Annotated in this window: 15 protein-coding genes; 9 read left to right on the top strand and 6 right to left on the bottom strand. The window is 44.6% G+C overall.

The genetic code is table 11. The features are described 5' to 3' along the window. Window positions 1-288 precede the first annotated feature (288 nt). From dpdE to QUB16_RS11700, 5 genes are read left to right on the top strand one after another with little or no spacing between them, the layout of a single operon-like run. Window positions 289-3657, top strand: coding sequence for a protein DpdE (gene dpdE, locus QUB16_RS11720; protein ID WP_333316148.1), 3369 nt, complete (start codon window positions 289-291; stop codon window positions 3655-3657). Next, on the top strand, window positions 3657-6203 hold the full coding sequence (gene dpdF / locus QUB16_RS11715) for a protein DpdF (protein WP_333316146.1): 2547 nt from the start codon (window positions 3657-3659) through the stop codon (window positions 6201-6203). The genes dpdE and dpdF overlap by 1 nt, the downstream gene beginning before the upstream one ends. After that, window positions 6200-7087 (top strand): protein DpdG, encoded by an 888-nt coding sequence (gene dpdG, locus QUB16_RS11710; RefSeq protein ID WP_333316144.1) that lies wholly within the window; start codon window positions 6200-6202, stop codon window positions 7085-7087. Before dpdF ends, dpdG begins: the two co-directional genes overlap by 4 nt. Beyond that, entirely contained in the window at window positions 7084-10194 is a 3111-nt protein-coding gene (dpdH, locus tag QUB16_RS11705) for a protein DpdH (RefSeq protein WP_333316142.1), read from the top strand. Before dpdG ends, dpdH begins: the two co-directional genes overlap by 4 nt. A gap of 5 nt (window positions 10195-10199) precedes the next feature. Beyond that, window positions 10200-10907 carry a hypothetical protein gene (locus tag QUB16_RS11700; protein WP_333316140.1) on the top strand — a complete coding sequence of 236 codons (708 nt, stop codon included), beginning with the start codon at window positions 10200-10202 and terminating at the stop codon, window positions 10905-10907. A 262-nt stretch (window positions 10908-11169) separates the two neighbouring features. Here QUB16_RS11700 and QUB16_RS11695 read toward each other — a convergent pair whose 3' ends face one another. Then, window positions 11170-12003: a class I SAM-dependent methyltransferase gene (locus QUB16_RS11695; protein WP_333316138.1), complete on the bottom strand. Its 834-nt coding sequence runs from the start codon at window positions 12001-12003 to the stop codon at window positions 11170-11172. 274 nt (window positions 12004-12277) lie between these two features. Then, on the bottom strand, window positions 12278-13843 hold the full coding sequence (locus QUB16_RS11690; RefSeq protein ID WP_333316137.1) for an ABC transporter permease subunit: 1566 nt from the start codon (window positions 13841-13843) through the stop codon (window positions 12278-12280). 251 nt (window positions 13844-14094) lie between these two features. Here QUB16_RS11690 and QUB16_RS11685 point away from each other — a divergent pair, with 251 nt between their 5' ends. Next, complete coding sequence (locus QUB16_RS11685) at window positions 14095-14667, top strand: Uma2 family endonuclease (RefSeq protein WP_333316239.1); 573 nt, start codon at window positions 14095-14097, stop codon at window positions 14665-14667. Window positions 14668-14709: 42 nt separating this feature from the next. On the opposite strand, the gene QUB16_RS11680 is transcribed toward QUB16_RS11685, so the two are convergent. From QUB16_RS11680 to QUB16_RS11665, 4 genes are all read right to left on the bottom strand, one after another. Beyond that, window positions 14710-15045, bottom strand: a complete 336-nt coding sequence (locus tag QUB16_RS11680; RefSeq protein ID WP_333316135.1) for a XisI protein — start codon at window positions 15043-15045, stop codon at window positions 14710-14712. Continuing rightward, a complete protein-coding gene (locus QUB16_RS11675; RefSeq protein ID WP_333316133.1) occupies window positions 15033-15446 on the bottom strand; it encodes an element excision factor XisH family protein in 414 nt (137 codons plus the stop codon). Before QUB16_RS11675 ends, QUB16_RS11680 begins: the two co-directional genes overlap by 13 nt. A gap of 18 nt (window positions 15447-15464) precedes the next feature. Further along, window positions 15465-16541: a branched-chain amino acid ABC transporter permease gene (locus tag QUB16_RS11670; RefSeq protein WP_333316131.1), complete on the bottom strand. Its 1077-nt coding sequence runs from the start codon at window positions 16539-16541 to the stop codon at window positions 15465-15467. A 357-nt stretch (window positions 16542-16898) separates the two neighbouring features. After that, window positions 16899-18260, bottom strand: coding sequence for a branched-chain amino acid ABC transporter substrate-binding protein (locus QUB16_RS11665; RefSeq protein ID WP_333316128.1), 1362 nt, complete (start codon window positions 18258-18260; stop codon window positions 16899-16901). A gap of 327 nt (window positions 18261-18587) precedes the next feature. Between QUB16_RS11665 and QUB16_RS11660 the strand changes: the two genes are divergently transcribed. From QUB16_RS11660 to QUB16_RS11650, 3 genes are read left to right on the top strand one after another with little or no spacing between them, the layout of a single operon-like run. Then, entirely contained in the window at window positions 18588-18884 is a 297-nt protein-coding gene (locus QUB16_RS11660; protein WP_333316126.1) for a DUF1778 domain-containing protein, read from the top strand. Beyond that, the gene (locus QUB16_RS11655) at window positions 18875-19387 is read left to right on the top strand and encodes a GNAT family N-acetyltransferase (protein ID WP_333316124.1); all 513 of its coding nucleotides are present in this window, start codon (window positions 18875-18877) and stop codon (window positions 19385-19387) included. Before QUB16_RS11660 ends, QUB16_RS11655 begins: the two co-directional genes overlap by 10 nt. A gap of 39 nt (window positions 19388-19426) precedes the next feature. Continuing rightward, complete coding sequence (locus QUB16_RS11650) at window positions 19427-19810, top strand: nucleotidyltransferase family protein (protein WP_333316122.1); 384 nt, start codon at window positions 19427-19429, stop codon at window positions 19808-19810. The last annotated feature ends 55 nt before the right edge of the window (window positions 19811-19865 follow it).

Below are 19865 nucleotides of genomic sequence, written 5' to 3'. Positions count from 1 at the left end.
TTGTGATTCCTAATATTAGTTAAGCTGTTATAGGTCGGATTCTATATAATACCAAATCGCCTCTGTTAAAGTGCGTCAGCTTGGCTGTGGTGGGATGCTCGTTACCACACGGAAAGATTTGGGGATCGGAATGCGTTACAGAAAGTCTTGGGCTAAGCTTCATGACTGCGTTTCGGTTTAAGGTTTCCCCTTGAGTGTAAGGACAAAAAGGGTGGAAAATTAAATTACACTGCTAGTTTTTCATGGGGATGGGCTACTCTAGTAAGAGGGTATGTAGAGGCGGGAACTATGATAAAGCTTGGTTTGCTGGTGCGATCGCGAAGCGTCTCCGCAGAAAAATCGCCAAACAACGACTTAGGAATCGGAAAAGTTACCGAGCTATCCTACTCTACAGCAACGGTTGAATACTTCTGCTCAATTGGGCAACGCCTGGAAAAAACCTTACCATTAACTTCGCTTTATAGAGTTCAACTCCCGCCTCAGACACGATGCTACATCCAGCCAGAAAGCCAGGATACATGGATAATTGGCCGAATTTTTGACTGGGATCAAGACAAAGGTCAGTATCGAATCGATCTACCCGATAAAAAGATAGCATTAGTTGCTGAGCACGAAATTTACGTTCGTTGCAATCTACCCATCGATGACCCCATCGAAACTCTAGCGATGAAAGGTCAGGAAACGCCCTACTTTCACGATCGACGTTTAGCTTTTGTCCAGTGTCTCATCGAACAACGCGCTGTCAGTCGCGGGATGACAGGGCTGATTTCTGCCAATATTGACCTTTATCCCCATCAAGTTGAAGTTGTCCGCCGCGTACTCGAAGACCCCATTCAACGTTACCTCTTAGCTGATGAAGTTGGACTGGGAAAGACGATCGAAGCAGGTGCTATTCTTCGCCAGTATCTCCTCGATGAACCGCAGGGACGTGCAGTGGTGCTTGTACCGCAATACCTGCGGGAACAGTGGCTTCAAGAATTAGAACATAAATTCTATGTCTCTGACTTGGACAATCGTGTCCAGGTACTTGCAGTTGAGGATGTCGATCGAGTTAGTCCGAATGCCGATTTGGGCTTCCTGATTTTAGATGAAGCACATCATATTGCCGCAATGGCGACCTCTTCAGATTCGATAAAGCGCAGGCGTTTCCAGACTTGCCAACACCTCGCTCATAAAAGCGATCGCCTACTTCTATTATCTGCAACTCCAGTTCTCAATCACGAGCAAGATTTCCTGGCGATGCTGCACCTACTCGATCCGAGCACTTACCAACTTGATGATTTAGAAGGTTTTCGTGCGAGGGTACAAAACCGCCAACAAATTGGTCGAGTTTTACTCTCATTTAAAGAGAAAGCAAATCCGTTTGTGCTTAAAACTAACCTCAACCAACTGCGAAACCTTTTTGCTGAAGATACATATCTGCTAAATCTCGTAGAGGAATTACAAAATTGTTTGCTTTCTAAAGAAACACTCCCGGCCGATCGAGATCCAATTGTGCGATCGATTCGCACCCACATCAGCGACACCTATCGGTTACACCGTCGAATGCTCCGCAACCGTCGCGCTGCGGTGGAAGATGTAATTTTTGCCCGAAATGTGACACCAAAAGTAGAGTATGACTTAGATGAGCGATCGCCCGAAATTCACGAACTAATTGATGAATGGCGCACAGTCGCTCCTAACCAACAACAATATCAGCAAATTTTTCTACTTTTATTCCGTGCTAGCGGGACTTGGTTAGGGATTTTAGCGCAAGTGCTGGAAACCCGTTTAAGCGGCATCTCCCATTCTGCCTTGATTCAAGAATTTGGTGCTGATAATATCCGCATTCTGACAGAAACCCCTAAATTTTCTGGGGAAGAACAGATTTTGCAATCTTTACTAAGAATTATTCAGCAACCTTCAGAAGAAGGAACTCGCCTCGAATTACTAAAGATAGTGATACTGTATCATCTTTCAGAGACTTTTCAACTTCAATCTTATCGCAGCAACCTTTATAAATTGCTCGAACAGGTGCAACAGCAAATTCGCAGACCGATATCGGGAACTCCCCTACCTAAAATTGTCATTTTCACCAGTTTTGCCCAAACAGGCGCTGAAATTTTCCGGTGCTTATCAGATACCTTTGGTCAGGCATCTGTAGCTAGCCATCAATTAGGACTGTCTCGTTCTCATGTTGAGAAAAGCCTCAACCAGTTCAAAAATGACCGAAATTGTTTTATCCTTGTTTGCGATTCCTCTGCTGAAGAAGGTCGGAACTTTCAATTTGTTGATTGGATGATTCATTTCGATCTTCCCTGGTCGCCAAATCGTTTAGAACAAAGGATTGGTAGGATCGATCGCATTGGTCGCCCTTTAGATGTTCAATTTACAGTATTCGCAGGCTCAGACTTAGAGGATAGCCCTCACGATGCTTGGTATCAATTATTAAAAGACGGTTTCGGCATCTTTCATCAATCAATTGCCAGTCTCCAGTTTTATGTAGATGAAAAACTACCAGGACTGCTAACCACTATGTTTCAATCTGGTGCTAGTGGACTATTGGAAAGGATAGGGACTATCCAACAAGAAATTGCTGAAGAACAGGTAAAAATTAGCGAACAAAACGCTTTAGATGAAATAGATGCCCAGGATGAAAACGCTACCCAATATTTTCAAAGTTTAGATGATTATGATGCTCGCCATCAGGAAATTAAACGAGCAACAGAAGAGTGGATATGTCAAGCACTGCAATTCAAACAAATTGACGATCCGAATTTAGAAAAAGTAGGGCGTTATCAACCTACTAGGCGCACTCTAATTCCCCTCCACGATCTGCAAACTCGCTTTGCTGCTTATGCACAACCCTCTGGTACTTATAATCGGAGAATATCAACTAAATATCCTGGTGTCAACCTCTACCGTATTGGGGAAGGATTTGTGGAAGCACTAGCATCTTATATCCATTGGGATGACAGGGGTCAAGCATTTGCTCTATGGCGATGCGATCGCTCTTGGGATGCTGGGGAAGGGATGGAATGGTTGGGTTTTCGCTTTAATTATGTAGTCGAGGCTGATTTGGAATTAGCCCAGCAAGTTTCAACAGATTTTGAGCTGGAGCGAAGTAGATTTGTATCTGTGAAACGGCGCGCTGATGCGTTATTTCCTCCGATCGTAGAGACAATTTTTATTGATACTCGCTACGAACCAATGAGCATTGTTGAAGATGAAGCTGTTTTAAAGATTCTGCAAGGTTCGTACAAGGGTAAAAGTTCTCATCCCTGCCGAGATTATAATTTAGCAAAAAGTCGATTATCGGTTCTCAATGAGTTTGTTGATGAGAGTAAGTGGCCTGATCTGTGCAGTCAGGCGCGTGAGACTTCGGAAATACTGTTGCGCGATCGCACTTTTTTTATCTCGCTCTGCGAACAGCGCGCCCGAATCGCCGACCAGAAACTAGGAAATAGACTAGACCAACTGCGGCTGCGCCTCAACCGAATGGCTGAAAGCGAACAAACTTCGCACTCTTTACTAGCAAAAGAAGTCAACATAGAAACTGCGTTAAGTCAAGCTATTTTAGAAGGAATTCGCCATCCGCGAATCAAGCTTGATTCTGTAGGATTCATTGTAGTTTCTGGGCGACCTCCGGTTGAATCTCAGGAAGGGGGAGATGAGTGATGGCTGATTCTTTTCAAAAGCTCAGAGAAATTCTCCAAACAGATAAGATTCCTGGCGATACAAGTCAATTTTCAGAAGTCGGTTACAGGCGCTTGCTGGAAACTTTGGATGCTGCGGGAACTTCTTATGCGCCGGGAATGGGAGATATTGCGGCTCTGATCCGTCAGGTTCTGCGGCGGGAATACGAGCAAAAGGGCGGGATACCCCCAACTTTGAAAGTACCTCGGACTTCTCTTTTTCCCGCTCGCGAAATGTGGCAACAAAGCGGTATCGATATTTTGAGCGACGGTGCGGATTACTATCTGATTAGCGCTCATCCTTGGCAGCCTGATTGGCTAGATTTTTCCGCACAATATCCCCCAGAAAAACCCGTATTTGATGATAAAAAACGCCGCAATTACGAGCCAGTAGAGGGAGATCCGTTTCTGGAATTGGTGAATTGGCAGAAGTATCGGAGTGTAGGGCAACGTGAAGCAATTCGGGCTGTTTTGACGGCTCCTGACAATTCGACACTCGCCATTAACCTGCCTACTGGATCGGGGAAAAGCCTTTGCGCTCAACTGCCGGCGCTGGTGCGATCGCAAAGTGCTGGTGTCAGTGTCATTGTTGTGCCGACTACAGCACTAGCCATTGACCAGGAACGAGCTTTAAAACCTTTTGTGAACCATGCCACTGCCTATTATGGCGACGAGTTTGGGCAAGGACAAGAGAGACGGCAGGAAATTCGCGATCGCATTCGCAACGGCACTCAGCGAATCGTTTTCACATCACCCGAAAGCTTGATGAATTCTCTCGCACCTGCTCTTTACGAAGCCGCAAAATCAGAAATGCTGCGGTATTTCGTAATAGATGAAGCGCATATCGTCGAACAGTGGGGCGATGAATTCCGTCCCGCTTTTCAAGAACTCCCAGGTTTGCGAAGAGATTTGCTGCGCTGGACTTCTTTTACAACTTTATTGCTGACTGCAACCTTAACAGAATCCTGTTTAGATACCCTAGAAATTGTATTCGGGAAACCCGGCCCGTTTCAAGTGATATCTGCCGTACAGTTGCGACCGGAACCGTCTTATTGGTTTGCTTGGTGTCAAAGTGAAGAAATCAGGAAACAGCGATTAATTGAAGCAGTTTATCATCTTCCCCGCCCTCTGATTGTTTACGCCACCAAACGCGAAGATGTCCGGCGATGGCAACAGGATTTATTGTCGGCTGGATTCAAACGGTGTGCGATTATGACCGGGGAATCCAGCCCAGAAGAACGCTCTCAACTGATTGAAAATTTGCGCGAGAGACGAGTTGATATAGTTGTTGCTACTTCTGCTTTTGGATTGGGTGTGGATCAGTCAGATATTCGAGCCGTGCTTCATGTCTGCATCCCAGAAACTATCGATCGCTTTTATCAAGAAGTGGGTCGAGGAGGTCGAGACGGCAAAGCAGCAATCTCGCTCACCTTACACACCAATGAAGACTTAGAGATTGCCAAATCGCTTAATGACAAATCTGCCATAACGATCGATCGGGGATTTCAGCGGTGGAAAAGTATGTTTTTGAGGAAAGAAATTCTTCCCGATGGGCGGTTTCGCGTTCCCGTCAATATTCCTCCATCCTTACAACCAGGAGACATTGACATGAACAGCCAACAGAATCAGGCTTGGAACATCCGCACTTTAACGCTGATGAGTCGATCGGGTTTAATCGATATTGATGCCGAGGAACCGCCGCGAAGAAGAAATTTTAAATCGGAAGCAGCTTATAACGAAGCTTGGGAACTGCACAGAGAGTCCCGGTTCATCCGCATCCGAGATGAATCACATCTGAATCGTCAAACTTGGGAACATAAAGTAGAGCCAATTCGCCAACAGCGCCAAAACTGGAGCTATAAAAACCTGCAATTGATGCGTGAGGTTTTGCGGCCGAAACGCTGTATTTCAGAAATCTTTGCGGAAGCTTACACTATTCCCGCCCGTGTACTGCCAGAACCGAGAAAACAGGTGATAGTTTCTCCCGCTTGCGGTGGATGTCCTGTTTGCAGAAAAAACAGGGAACCAGAGTTTTCGGGAATTATACCCGCGCCATTACCTGTATGGCAAAAACCGAATTTTTTTGTAGGTGAAAAACTCAAATACTTGCTGGGAGAAGATAAGTTAATGCTCGTTTTCTATGAGTCTCTTGAATCTCAAAGCTGGAAACTCAAAAGCTCTAAATTTTTTAACTGGTTAATCGAGCAGGGAATTAATAATCTTGTTGTGGCTGATGAATTTCAGAGTATATTGATAGCAGAAACAAATGGAATTGCCGATGCTTGTATATTTGTGTTTGCAAAATACGAACCCATGCTGATGCCGCGCATTCCCACCCTGATATTTCATCCGCCCGAAAAGGCTATCCCTCACAACTATCTGTCACTCAACAGAACTTCTCAAGCTCCGCTAATCATTATGCTTCCCGTAGATACACCCGATCCGAGCCGCGATGACCGCAAGCTGATTAATATTTTTTCAGGCAGATACTTGATGTTTAACCATTTTTGCAGGGAGGTTAATTTATGAGCGTCTTAAAAACTGCTTTGGCTACTCCTAGCAGAATGCGAGGAATATTTAGATATTTACTTGAAGCACCCAAACAGCGCGAAAACAAAGAAAAACTCACTCGGCTGCTTTCTCCACATGAATTGTCAGAAGGGAGAAACAAAAGTGCCGAATATCCGATGTTTGATGCTGCACTGCGAGAAAGCATAAAATGTCGCTTATTAATCGCAGAGAATGATGATATTGCTATAAATTTTGAGCTTCCCAAAGCATCTCGACATCCTAAAATGGGTGATAAACTGTTACCCGATACGCTGGTACAGCTATTGTTTGCTTCTGATAACGAAGATGAAGAAGATTTAGGTCGGTTAATAGCATGGTATTTAGCACAGGATATTTATGATGCTCCCGGTACATGGCAAGAAGTAGAACAGCGTGTCGCAGAGCAGGGAGTTGCTGAGTCTTTAGATTTGAAAATATCCAGCAATAGTTTGTTTGGTCAAGTCGAGGACTGGATGTGTTATTTAGGGTTTGCTTGGGGTCATGCTTCAGATTCCAACAAAAAACTTGTTGTGGCTGAGCCAACTGCTTATCTCAGACGAAATTTAAAGGATTTATTTCAAGGAGAAGCAAAAGCTAAACTTTCAATCAGAGAGTTTATCGATCGCCTAGCTCAAAAATGTCCTCTGTTTGAAACGGGAAAATTTCGAGAACAGGTAGAAGAAAAACTTGGTTTTCGCTTACCCAATCACTTATCAACTAGCACGGCATTTGCTTTATTTCGCCTTCAGGATGATAAGTGCATCAAGCTTGTAAAAGAGTCTGATGCCGATTTATTCATCTTTCCCGGGGTAGGAAATGAAGAAGGATTTTCTCATATTATTTGGACGGGAGTAGAACTATGACATTTACAAAGTTTGTGTGCTGGGATGTCGATCGCGTTCGCCGCGTAATGGGTGTGGAGGCTACCCAAACTCCAGATAGTATATTTCTGGCAACTCACCATCCAATTGCCATGTACCGCCAGGAACTTATCGATGCACCGTCGCGTGTTACCTACAGTGAGGAACAATTTCTGAAAGACTTTCTCGCTGAACAAGATTTCGCTTTCGTGCCAGTTTTAGGCAGTTCGGGGACGGGAAAATCTCACCTGATTCGCTGGCTGGCCGCCAATATTGAATCGACCCAAAAGCGCCGAGTTTTGCTCATACCCAAAATTGGAACGAATCTCAAAGATATTCTCAGTTTAATATTAGAAGGGATGGCAGGAGCAACTTTTGATGAATACCGGCAGCGTTTAAATCGAGCCACTAGCAGCTTGACAGAAGCGCAAGCGCGGGAACAACTTCTGAATCAGCTTGCGGCTGCTGTTGGCCCAAACGGTCGGGGCGATCGCACAAAACTGTCGGACGTGGAAGATTACCTAGTTGGTGCTGTTGATTCTTTCCTATACGATCCATTTTTCCGAAAAGAATACTGGCTAAAGGATGGGGGTATTATCCATCAATTAGTTATCCACATTCTCGGACAGCGAGATACGGTAGAAGTTGTGGAAGAACGGAGACATTTTTCGCTAAATGACTTGCCTCTCAATGTTTTAAACTTGCAAAAAGCTGGGCAGTCTGCGCGGGAATTTTATAGCTTACTCATCGGCGATGAGGATATTCAAAGGGCAACTGTAGATTGGTTGAACCGACATTTAGATGAAGCCATAGCTCAGGTTTTGAGCTTGGGGCGGGAAGATTTACAAAGATTGATGGGGGAAGTTCGCGAAACTTTAGCCCAACAAGGAATAGAGTTAGTTTTGCTGATTGAAGATTTTGCTAAATTGCAAGGCATCGATCGCGAAGTTTTAGAAGCTGTGTTAGCGCGACCTCAACAAGCGGGTGGCAAACATTTGTGCGCGATCCGAACGGCGTTAGCTTGTACTACGGGCTATTTTGACAGTTTGAGGTTAGATACTGTAAAACAGCGGATTACTTTTAGCGTTAATCTTGACCTTGGCACAGTTGGCGAACAATCTTTAGTGAATTATGCAGATATCAAACAATTTGTGGGTCGATATCTCAACGCCGTGCGTTTGGAGGATAAAACAATTCAAAATTGGTGGGCTGACTCTCGCAATCGCGAAGGTGCGGATCGAGAATCTCTACCTAGTGCTTGCAATGAATGCGAACACAAATTAGCTTGTCATGCAGGTTTTTCAGAAGCAGACGCTTTGGGTTTGTATCCTTTTACGCCTGAAGGATTAGAACAAATGCTTTCTAGAGTCAATCCCGGCAATTTTAACCCTCGGATTTTGATTAAAGATGTTCTTAAGTGGACGCTAGAAAATTCTGCTGCTGATATCGAGGGCGGAGAGTTTCCTGCTATTTCTGTTCGAGAACACTTTGGCAAAATGCGGCTGAGTGCAATTGTTCAGGGAGATATTCAAGCGAAAGATCCAGAAAATAGCGATCGCCGCCAGATTCTCCTAGATTTGTGGACGGATAGTAACGAGCTTTGCGATTTGCACCCAGAAGTTCACTCTGCATTTGATATTCCGGCGCTGGGCGTGAAGGTTCAGCCTACAAAAAAATCATCATCTATTTCGGGTGCTAAAGAGTCTAGGTCTTCTGTTAGTAAGTATCAAGTTGAGTCACAATCTAAAACTAAAAAAAATCTGGCAGCAGCCGGACAAGTTCCCGACAAGCTGACTAGGCAAAAAGAATTTCTTGATAGGTGGAACAACACTCAAGAAAGTTTCCCGCAAGATCTCGCTGGGGAACTGCGGCCGTTGATTTACTCAGCTATCGGCGAGCGGATCGAATGGGATACGGAAATGCTGCTTAAGGGGGTTTTTGCTAGTAGTGGGACGACATATTTTAAAAGCAGAAATATTACTTTTTATAGTCGAAAAGTGACGAGGGAGACGATTTCTGGAGTTAAACTATCTCTTCCTCTGAATCCTGATGATGCAGATGAGTTTCGGGAAACCGCGATCGCCTTTCAAGGTATGTTGCAATACAGCCATTACAAGCATTGGAGGTTCCCCGATGGATCTCGCTACTTTCGCACCTACGCCAAACAACTGGAAAAATGGAGTCAATATGTTTTAGAGCAAATTCGCCTGTATCCCCGCGAGTCTGGGGAACCTTGGAACCCTGTACCTGCTGCAGTTGAGCTACTGGCGATCGCCGCCACAATGGCAGGACATTCTACCAATTCTACTGAAGATTCGATCAATGCTTTGTTTCTCAAACTAGAGCCCAAAGATTTAGAAAATCGTTCAGCTACTTGGAAAAAGCTATTTGGTACTTTACAAAAACACCGCGATGCTTTACTAGACATTGTTAGGAGTCGAACCGCTTGCACGAAAGGAAGCTCTACACAATTTCAAATTATTGATACTGTTCAAATTTTGGAACCTTTGAAGCAGGTTAGCAAATCTTGGCAGCCTCAATCTGAAATTCCGGCCGATGTTCGGGAGAAGTTCTCGGAAATTGATAAAGCGCGTCAAGCTGTGGATGAAATGCTAGAAAAAGCGATTCAAGAAGAGTGCGATCGGCAACTTGCTGTTTATCGTTCCCTAGTATCTGAATTAGGAGAAAATCTCAATAAAAAGGAGGTTTATGATGTTGTAAAACAGGCAATGGAGCGAGCCAAAGAAGCAGGTGTAGTTCGGGGGGAGAAAAATTTCGATGACCTAATACCTGTCTTGAAACAGTTTAAGGCGATCGAGCTTTCTAGCTATGTAGATACCATGAAACGCTTGCAAATTGAAAAAGATAGTCCAGACATTCAACCTGGGAAGCTGCTCAAGTATCTCAGCGAAAATCATCAAAAAGCAATGACAGAATCTTCTGAATTTCTCAATAGTACCAATAATTTTCTTGATGCTTCTCTAGCCGAGGTTAATGACCGGATTGAGGAGTTAGAAGTGTCAGGCGGTGGAACGGTAGAATCGAGCCATAGAGCTATTCAAGATGGATTGGCTAAACTGCGGAATCTAATTACTGAGGTTAAAGGATAGACAATATGCTTCTAGAAAAATCCTATCAATTGAGTGAGTTGTCTCAAAAGACAATTAATCTTCGGAAGTATGCAGAGAATTATGAAGGGTTTCACTCTCGACAAAAACAGATCGAGCAAGCTGTCACTGGAACTCTACTTTTTGTGCAATCTTTAAGAGCTTTTCGCGAAAGAGGAATTGCCAATTTTGATTTAACTCAAAAGGCTGAGATTTTGCTGACATTTATTGCTAATGTTGAGGCAGAATTTAAAAAAAATCCTGAGTGGATTATAGACAATGAAAATTTCAACAGAAATAATTTTGACTCTCGGGTAAAGGACTTACAAAAAGCTCTGAGAGAGCAATTGAGTCAAGCTTGGGGGCTGTACCGAACTGAAAAGATGCCGAACACGAATAAGGAATTCCTGAATGTGCTGGATCGAGTTTCGGCATTTAAGCCAACTGTCCAACGAATTAGAAATTTAGATGTGCAAATTCGCAAGTCTAACTCAATTCCCCAAAGCAGGGAGGATTTTGATAAAGTCGATCGGCTAATTGAGGAATTAAAGCAGTGCTGGGATAGCTTAAATGCTGATGAGGTTCCTGAAGCAGTGCTTCGTTTTCTGAGAGTGGCTGCTAATGAGGGTGCTACCCTGGGACTTTTAACGCCAGAGGTAAAAGATTGGTTGGCTAAACAGGGTCTTATTGATTCTTTACGAATTCGCTTGACCTAATAAATGGTTTGCGATTGTCCAAGAAATCACTGACGCACCCTCCTGCATTTTCTAGGGTACCGACAAAGTGCGATCGTCTGTACTCTGCGGTGCGTCAGCAGCAAATTGTGTGAGTTGACTCAAATCTCTTGAGTGACCAAGAATTTCAAAGGTGGTACCCGCCACGTGATTTATCCGTGGAATCAATCCAAAATCGAAAATCGAAAATCTTCAAGCCCCCGCATTTATCCGTGGGGTCAATCTAAAATCTAAAATCTAAAATCTAAAATCGATTGACGCACCCTACTACATTTTCTAACGTACAGACAAAATAGAACTTAAAAAGATTAGATTCTAGCGAACGGCCAGGGCGATATTGTGCGTGTAAATCGGCAGTCGAAAAGTTTTCAATAACTTTGAGATTGAGTTCGTCAGCCAAAGCTGCAATCTTTTCAAACCCAGTAATCCACGGTGCATACATACTTTCGTATTTATCTATGTAATCATTGATATCTTGGTAGCCCGTCGTTCTGAAAATCACCTTTTCCGACATATAATCAAAGGACACTCGAAAATTAGGAACATTGTCGCGAATTTGTTCTAACACAACTATTACATCTTTTTTGTCAACCAAAGTAGTGTTGCCTTCCCACAAAAAATAGGTCGGTCGAGCGAAATCAAATTCACTCTGTTTGAGCAAGGAGATTAAACCGTCTTTTATGTAATCGCCGGGGATGTAGCGAACATTAGCAGTAACTTTGTTAGCTTTGAGACTTTCTTCTTTTAATTGAAGAGTCGCGCGATCGTCTATTTCAAAATAAATCACTTTTTCTCCATTAATTCTAGCAGCGCGAGTATCCAAGCCAGAACCTAAAATAACTACTTGCTTGCAACCTCCTAAAATTTGATTGGACAAAACATCATCAAAATATTTAGTCCGCAACTTAACCATTTCTTTAGCGGCGGGAGAGCTTTGAGCTATGTGGCTAGCTACTTTTTTTGTTTCCTCATTCAGCCATATTTTTACTACATGATCAGTATACAGAGGAATTGCCTCTTCATTCTCTTCTGCTCTAAATTCCGCAACGATAAAAGCAGTACCAGTTACATTTTTCATGGCTAATCTTTCACCCTTACTAAGTAGTTGGTGACAAATAAACATTAGATGGGGAGGGGGTTTTTACACCCCTAAACTTCCTTGTATCTGAGATGTTGCACCATTCTAAATAAGGTTTTTATGAACAGGCTTTTCGGCCTGTTCCACAAAGAGTGAATTTTATTGTGGAACAGGCCGAAAAGCCTGTTCTTGAGAATGGTGCAAAATGTGAGTTGCATCCTAGATTCTTAGCTAAACCCGCCTACAAAATACTATGGTTTTTGCCCTTACCTACTTATTGACTTCTCGCATCGGCTAAAGACTCATTGCTCGCTTCAGCATCCGAATGCAGTTCAGCTTGGTGTATTTTATCAGGAATCAGTCCTTCCGGCCGCACGAGCATCATGACAACAAGAGTTAGGCCGAATAGAAATAAGCGCATTTGAATCGGGTCTAAACTGGTGGCCAGAAAGTCTCGCAACTGGGGAATTGCAATCCTGGGGAGTACAAAAGTATTCAGAAAACCCTTGAGGACTTGCGCTAATTGTGGCAGATAAAGTCGATCGGCAGACATGATAATGATAGCGCCCAAAATCACCCCGGTCATGTTGCCCAAACCGCCTAAAATCACCATACACAGGATGATTACCGACACCGAGAAATCGAAAACGCTGGGAAAAATTGCGCTGATATAGGCGGCGTAAAATGCGCCTGCAAAGCCCGAAAACGTCGCTCCCATCGCAAAAGCCGAAAGTTTGGTTTTGACGAGGTTAATCCCCATCGCACTAGCCGCTAATTCATCTTCGCGCATGGCATTCCACGCCCTGCCCAAGCGGGAATCTCGCAGCCGCGAAATCATGAAGTAAGCGAAGACAACTAGCAGTAAAATTAGGTAGTACCAGGGAAAGTAGTTGCCGGTGCTGAAAGTGCCGACGATGGGGAGAGATGGACGCCCGATCGGGTTTATTCCCGCTTCGCCGCCGGTGAGGTTAAAAGGTCGATCGCACCCAACCAGACACAGCACCAACTCAGGTTTACCCAAAACCGCCGCAACAATCTTCGAGACTGGTTCGTCGATGCGAATCGCCGTTAAATTCCTAAAGACAACCGGGATAATTTCGCCAAAACCGAGGGTAACAATCGCCAAATAATCGCCCTTGAGCCGCAGTGTGGGAATACCCAGGATTACGCCCGCGATCGCAGCTACACCGGCCGCGATCGGCAGTACCACCCAAAAATTCCAAGCAATATTTAACTGTCCAGAAGATAGCAAAGCCGTCGTGTAAGCGCCGATCGCAAAAAACGCCGCATATCCCAAATCCAACAAACCCGCAAAACCCACAGTAATATTCAAACCCAGCGCCAACATAATAAAGATTTGAATCTGTACTACAGTAGCAATCCAGCCAGTCTGAGCCTGAATGTCGATAAACGGAAACAGAATTAGAATAAAAGCTAATGTCACCAGAGTTGCCAGTCGCTGGCGTTCCCCCTGCAAACCCTGCAAAGCACCCATTAACGTAGCTGTCAAAATTGCGATCGTCAAACTGCAAATCCCGTACAGCAGCGTCGTCGGCAAAGCAACAGCAGGTTGACCCGACAAAGGTCTAATCAAAACCCCTTCTACCACACTCGCAACTAACAGCCAAACTCCCAATCCCAAACCCGCTAAACTGCCGATAGTCGCACCCATTTTGGGGCTGTAAACCTTCTGATCCCGACAGCTCATAAAGCCCGCAGCCGTACCCATCAGCCAGCCGATCACAGTGCCGCTCCAACCGCCGAATAACAAAACAGTCAAAGAGGCGATCGCCCCTAAAATACCAGTCGATTTGATCGCATTAATTATTTTTTTTGACATAGGAAGAATGAAGGCACGACACGGATTTTGACACGGATACACGGATTAATTATCAGGCGTGAGGTATTCGTCAGAAGGAAGAAGGAAGAAAAAAATCATATTCTTCTCGCATCGAGTGTTGGTTTTAGAAACTGGCGATCGGGCTAGCTACAGTTTAGAGTCTTTTGAGTTCGATTATTGCACCAAAAGTGACGAAACTTCAAATATACTGGAACTGTTACCGCAACACACTTCAAACGGGCGATCGCTATATGGTACAAGCACCTCAAAAAACTATCACCCTCGACGAGTTTTTGCAACTCCCAGAAACCAAACCCGCTAGCGAATACATCAAAGGTGCGATCGTCCAAAAACCTATGCCGCAAGGAAAACACAGCAAACTACAAGGAAGACTCGTAACAGTCACCAACGACATCGCAGAGAAACCGCAAATTGCCCTAGCCCTACCAGAACTTCGCTGCACGTTTGGCGGACGTTCTATTGTCCCCGATGTCGCGATTTTTGTTTGGAATCGCATTCCCCTAGACGCTGACGGCGAAATTGCCAATACATTTAATGCTCACCCAGACTGGACAATAGAAATATTGTCCCCAGCCCAAAGCCAAACCAAAGTCACAAACAATATTTTGCACTGTTTGAATGCCGGCTGTCAGATGGGTTGGTTGCTCGATCCGGATGAAAAAAACATTTTAGCCTATCCCGCAAGGCAGCAGCCTATTTCCTTGCAAGAACCAACAGATATACTTCCGATGCCCAATTTTATGCCGGAAATGCAGTTGACTTTAGGCGAAGTTTTTGGCTGGTTGAAACCAGGGAATATTTAATTTGATAGCGCAGGTTAACTCGATATTTTGCAAGGGGATTTTTCAGGCGATCGCAAATCCGGTATGTTTGCGGACTTCCGGCGAATGAAATGCCAAAACAATGCAATTTTCAGGAACCCCACCCTCCAGTAATTCATCGGTAATCCCGTCTTCAATACCGTCATAATGAATCCAGAGTTTGCCGTTGCGAATTTCAACGTGAACGAGGCAGTAGTGAAGTCGCTTTTGGCCCTCCCAGCCTTCACTCATCAATAAAAAATCATTTCGGTCTTCGCTGACAATGACTTTGTTATTAATCTCGGCGTATCTGTACGGTAGGCTGGCATAGTACGACAGAATTTTATAAATTAAGTCGCGGTATTTGTCTAGTTTATCCATCTGGTAATAACCTCCTGAATAGTATCGACAACGACAATTTTGATTACTCCGTCTGCAAGTACAACTTGTACGATATCTTCCTTAAAGAAGCTGGTATAAATCTCTTCAGTAATTGCTAGATAGAGGGTGCGATCGGGTTCTTTTTTAGATAGTATTTTTAAATACAAAATGTATTGCCCTATCGCATTTTCCCAATCTTTTACTAGAGATTTGCCGACAAAACTTTTGATTTCAACTGCAATTCTTTGTCCCTCGCGTTCGGCTGCTAACAGCTTTTTAGCTCCCAAATCCACAAACACACCGCGCGAACCAAATTGTAGAGTCAGAGGATCGTCTGTAATTATCCACCCGTCCTTTTCTAAGGCAGCCCTTACATTATAATGATAAATGTCTTTTGCCATTTTTTCAACCCAGCACCTTCAAACCTTCTCCTGAACATTCTCGCCCAACAAACCCCCAGGCCGAAAAGCCAAAATCACCACCAAAACCCCAAACACCCAAGCATTAGTCCAGCGGCTCGACAAATACTGATCGCTCAAAGACGACAGCAACCCAATCAAAACCCCTCCTAACATCGCCCCGACAATATTGCCAATTCCCCCCAAAACCGCCGCCGTAAAAGCCCTCAAACCTGCCGTAAACCCCATCGTAAAAACAATAGTATTGTTGTACAGACCAACCAGAATCCCAGCCGAACCCGCCAAAGCTCCCCCAATCAAAAAAGTCAGAGCAATAATCTGATCCACATTAATTCCCATAATTTTAGCAGCATCGCGGCTTTGAGCAGTTGCCCGCATCGCCTTTCCCAGACGAGTGTATTGCACAAACACATGAAGCAAAACCATCAATACCACCGCCACCACCAACACAATTAAATCTTTCGTAGTAAATACAATACTCGTTTGAATTCCCAAAGCTTTGAAAATATCAACTCGCGGCAACAAATCGGGAAAACTTTTCGGCGCAGCAGAATTAGAACCCATCACCGGAATAAAAGCTTTCAATCCTCCCCAAAACAGCCCCATATTTTGGAAAATAAAAGAAACTCCAATCGCTGAAATTAAAGGAGCTAAACGAGGAGCATTTCGCAAAGGTCGATAAGCGTACTTTTCCACAACAATATTGAGTCCAGCACAAAACACCGAACATACAATTAAAGCAACTAACATCACCGGTATAGCAATAGCCAAAGGTGCGCCATCTTGCATCCCAAAAGCCCCGAACACGGTTAGGGAAGCAAAAGCACCCAACATATACAAATCGCCGTGAGCAAAATTGATTAACTCAATAATGCCATAAACCATAGTGTAACCCAAAGCAATAATTGCAATCAGCGCGCCGTTGACCAGACCAACTAATAATTGTTGGATAAAAACTTCAGGATTGCTGACTATTTCTCCAACGATTTTTGGCAAATCAAATCCTGCGATCGGGCCTAACAACAAAACTATATAAGCTACACCTAGATATAAGAGAATACTTTTCCAGTTCTTCATGTTTTTGAGTAATTGGGAATTGGGAATTGGGAATTGGGAATTGGGAATTGGGAATTGGGAATTGGGAATTGGGAATCGGGCATCGGACATTGGAGGGAGAAGGAAAAAGGCATAATCTTTTATTATCCCTTCTTCCTTCTTCCTTCTTCCCGATATCCGTTACATATGACATCTTGCAGCAATATCAATAAGAGGATTTTTCGTGGGGTCGGGCGGGTTTATAGAACCTATTTGCAAGCTTTAAGGCTGTTGGCGAACCCGCCCCTACGGCTAATTGAGAATGGTGCAAGATCTCAGTTACATCCGTTACATCCGTTATAAAATCCGTTGCCGAACTTCCCTCTTCCTTCTAATTAATTATTCCGTCTTGAGCGCATTCACGAACTCCCACTTGCCACCTTTAACAACATTTCCTGACATTGTAGTCAAGCTCGTGTCGCCGTTGGTGTCAAAACTCCAAGTGCCGAGTACCCCGTTAAAGTCTTTAGTTGCCAAGACAGCTTCGCGGATAGCAGCGCGGTCATTTTTGCAAACTTTATTAATTGCGCCGATCGCAACTTTAGCAGCTTCATAGGCATAAGCTGCATAAGCTTCCGGTTCAGCATTATATTTTGCCTTGTAACTTTCGTACCACTTCGCGCCCGCACCAGTCAATTCTTGAGGAGGCAAGCCGCCAAAAGTAGCGTAAATTCCTTCCGCATCTTTGCCAGCCGCGTCAATTAAAGCTTGCTCTTTAATGCCATCGGGCCCCATGAACTTAACTGCATCAGCCGCCATCCCAACATTTCTCATGTCTTTAATTATTTGTCCGGCGTTGCTCTGAGTAGTGCCACCGAAGTAAATCATGTCGGGATTTAAAGCTTTGATCTTATTCATTAACGCCTTATAGTCGCTAGCTTTAATATCAATTCCCTCTCTTCCGAGGACTTGAATTCCCAACTTTTTAGAAGTTGCTTCAAAAACATCAGCGATGCCTTTGCCGTAGAGTTCTTGGTCGTCGAGAATGTAGACTTTTTGCACGCCCAAAGATTTCGCCCAGTTGCCAGCTACAGCCCCTTGAAGGTCGTCAGCGGGGACAACGCGGGTGAAATTGCGAGTGCCAGCGGGATAATAAACGTTGGGTTCTTTGGCTTCGCCTTTTCCTGGTTTAGTCAGTCCCGGATAAGTGTTGGCCGGACTGATCATGACGATGTTAGCTTGGTTGAGCACGGGAATGGAAAGTTTGGCGGCACCGGAGTTATAGTGACCGATGACGGCAACTACCGAAGCGTCAGCCACGGCTTTGTTGGAGTTCGAGGTTACTTGGGCCGGGTCCCATTTGCCGGCGGCGGCGGTGGCGTCATCGTAAACTTCGTATTGGATTTGGATTTTGCCGTCGCAAGCTTTGGAGTTGGTTTCGGCGAGGGCTTGTTGGATGCCGTTGACCATTGTTTGAGCTTGACCCAAGGCGCTGCCTGTCATGGGCAGCATGGAGACAATTTTGACAGTATTTGGGTCTCCGGGGCTGCTGACTGCGACGGGAGTGGCTGCGGGGCTGGTTCCGGGGCTGCCTCCGGGAGTTGTGGCGGTGGGTGCTTGAGGATTTTGACAGCTAGCGCACAGAGAGGCTATTCCGGCGGCAAAAAGTAATTTCCGCAATCCTCCGACGGCGAGATTCTGTGTTGAGTTGATTTTTGGGGATGTGGCACTTTTGCCCCCTGAGTTCTTGGAAAAGTTCATAGGTTGGTTTGTTTGTTGCTTGCGTCTTAGCATATTTTCACTGTGTAAGTCTGTAAGTCAAGAGTTAACACAAGTTTAAAAAATTTGTGTCAACTATCAAAAACAGGCCTAGAAAGGCAACATCAGGACTTAGGCCGCTCCTGTCTCAGGGGCGGCGGAGGCTGCCCGTACAATGCGTGAGTTCACGATTCCATCGCGGTTAACTAGATCCGCGATCGCAGATTTCAGTAGATGTGTTGACATTGTGTATACAAAAAATCATAATATTATAAATATGCTAGGGCTACTAGCTCTAATTACTACTGTATCTAGCCACAGGTAACTGTTATGCACCCGCCAGCATCTGAAGAATCAGTCAGCCAGACCCGCGATGTCACAATCAACATTCGGGCTAAGCCGAATCAACGCGCTGTAATCGATCGCGCGGCCCAATTACAGGGAAAGAGCCGATCGGAGTTTATGCTTGAATCAGCTTACCAAAAAGCTCAAGATGTTCTTCTAGACCGCTGTTTTTTTGGGTTAGATGAACTTAAATTTAAGCAATTTTTGGCGCTGCTGGATGCACCGCCGACGCCAAATCAGAAGCTAAACGCATTACTAAAAACAAAATCTCCGTGGGATTAGATCGAGATTTAGACCCACTCTGCCCGCCTGAAAAACTGAACTCGTTACATCAAATTGAGACCTTTGATTCAGGCAACATTCAGTTAGATGAATGGCTCAAGCGCCGCGCTCTGAAAAATGAGTCAGAGGGGGCTTCACGGACTTATGTTTTGTGCGATCGCCAAGCAGTCATTGCGTACTATTGTCTTGCAACTGGAGCAATAGCACAAACTGCTGCAACGGGTAAAGTCCGGCGCAATATGCCCGATCCGATTCCTGTTATGGTGATTGGAAGGCTTGCCTGCGATCGCAACTGGCAAGGCTGCGGCATCGGACGCGCTTTGCTGCGGGATGCAATTCTTCGCACTTTGCAAGCTGCTGAGATTGCAGGGATACGGGTAATTCTCGTACACGCTATCTCCGAAGATGCGAAGCAGTTTTACCAGAAGTGCGGGTTTACTGTTTCGCAGATCGATCCGATGACACTTATGGTGAAAGTTAGCGATGCCATTGCTTCACTTTAGCTCAGACGTTAGTTGCTCTCGTTGGAGGTTTTCTCGCGCATGATTGAGTTGCAATCGGATTTACAATATGTAGTGAGCGATCGATTAAAAGTCTCTCTGGATGCGATCGCGCAATTTTGCCAGCGCTGGAACATAGTCGAGTTTGCCCTGTTTGGCTCGGTGCTGCGGGATGATTTTCGCCCTGATAGCGATGTGGATGTATTAGTTACTTACGAGCCATCCCACCGCCTCACGCTGTCTCATTTATTGAGTATGCAGGAAGAAATAGAGGATTTATTTCACCGTTCTGTAGATTTGGTGGAAAAAAAGCAGTTAAAAAATCCCTATCTGCGATCGAACATTTTGAAAACCTATCGAGTGATTTATGCAAGCGGGATATCATGCCCGGTCAAATTCCTCCGCTTAGGATCGCGAATTAAATAACTTACAATTTTAATTGTTATTGTGGGATGGGCGTCCCGCCCGTCCAAAAAGGACG

The organism is Microcoleus sp. D3_18a_C4, assembly GCF_036702415.1.
In the GTDB taxonomy this organism is placed as follows: domain Bacteria; phylum Cyanobacteriota; class Cyanobacteriia; order Cyanobacteriales; family Microcoleaceae; genus Microcoleus.
The sequence above is the reverse complement of the archived record's forward strand: the minus strand, read 5'-3'. Positions and strand labels throughout refer to the sequence as shown.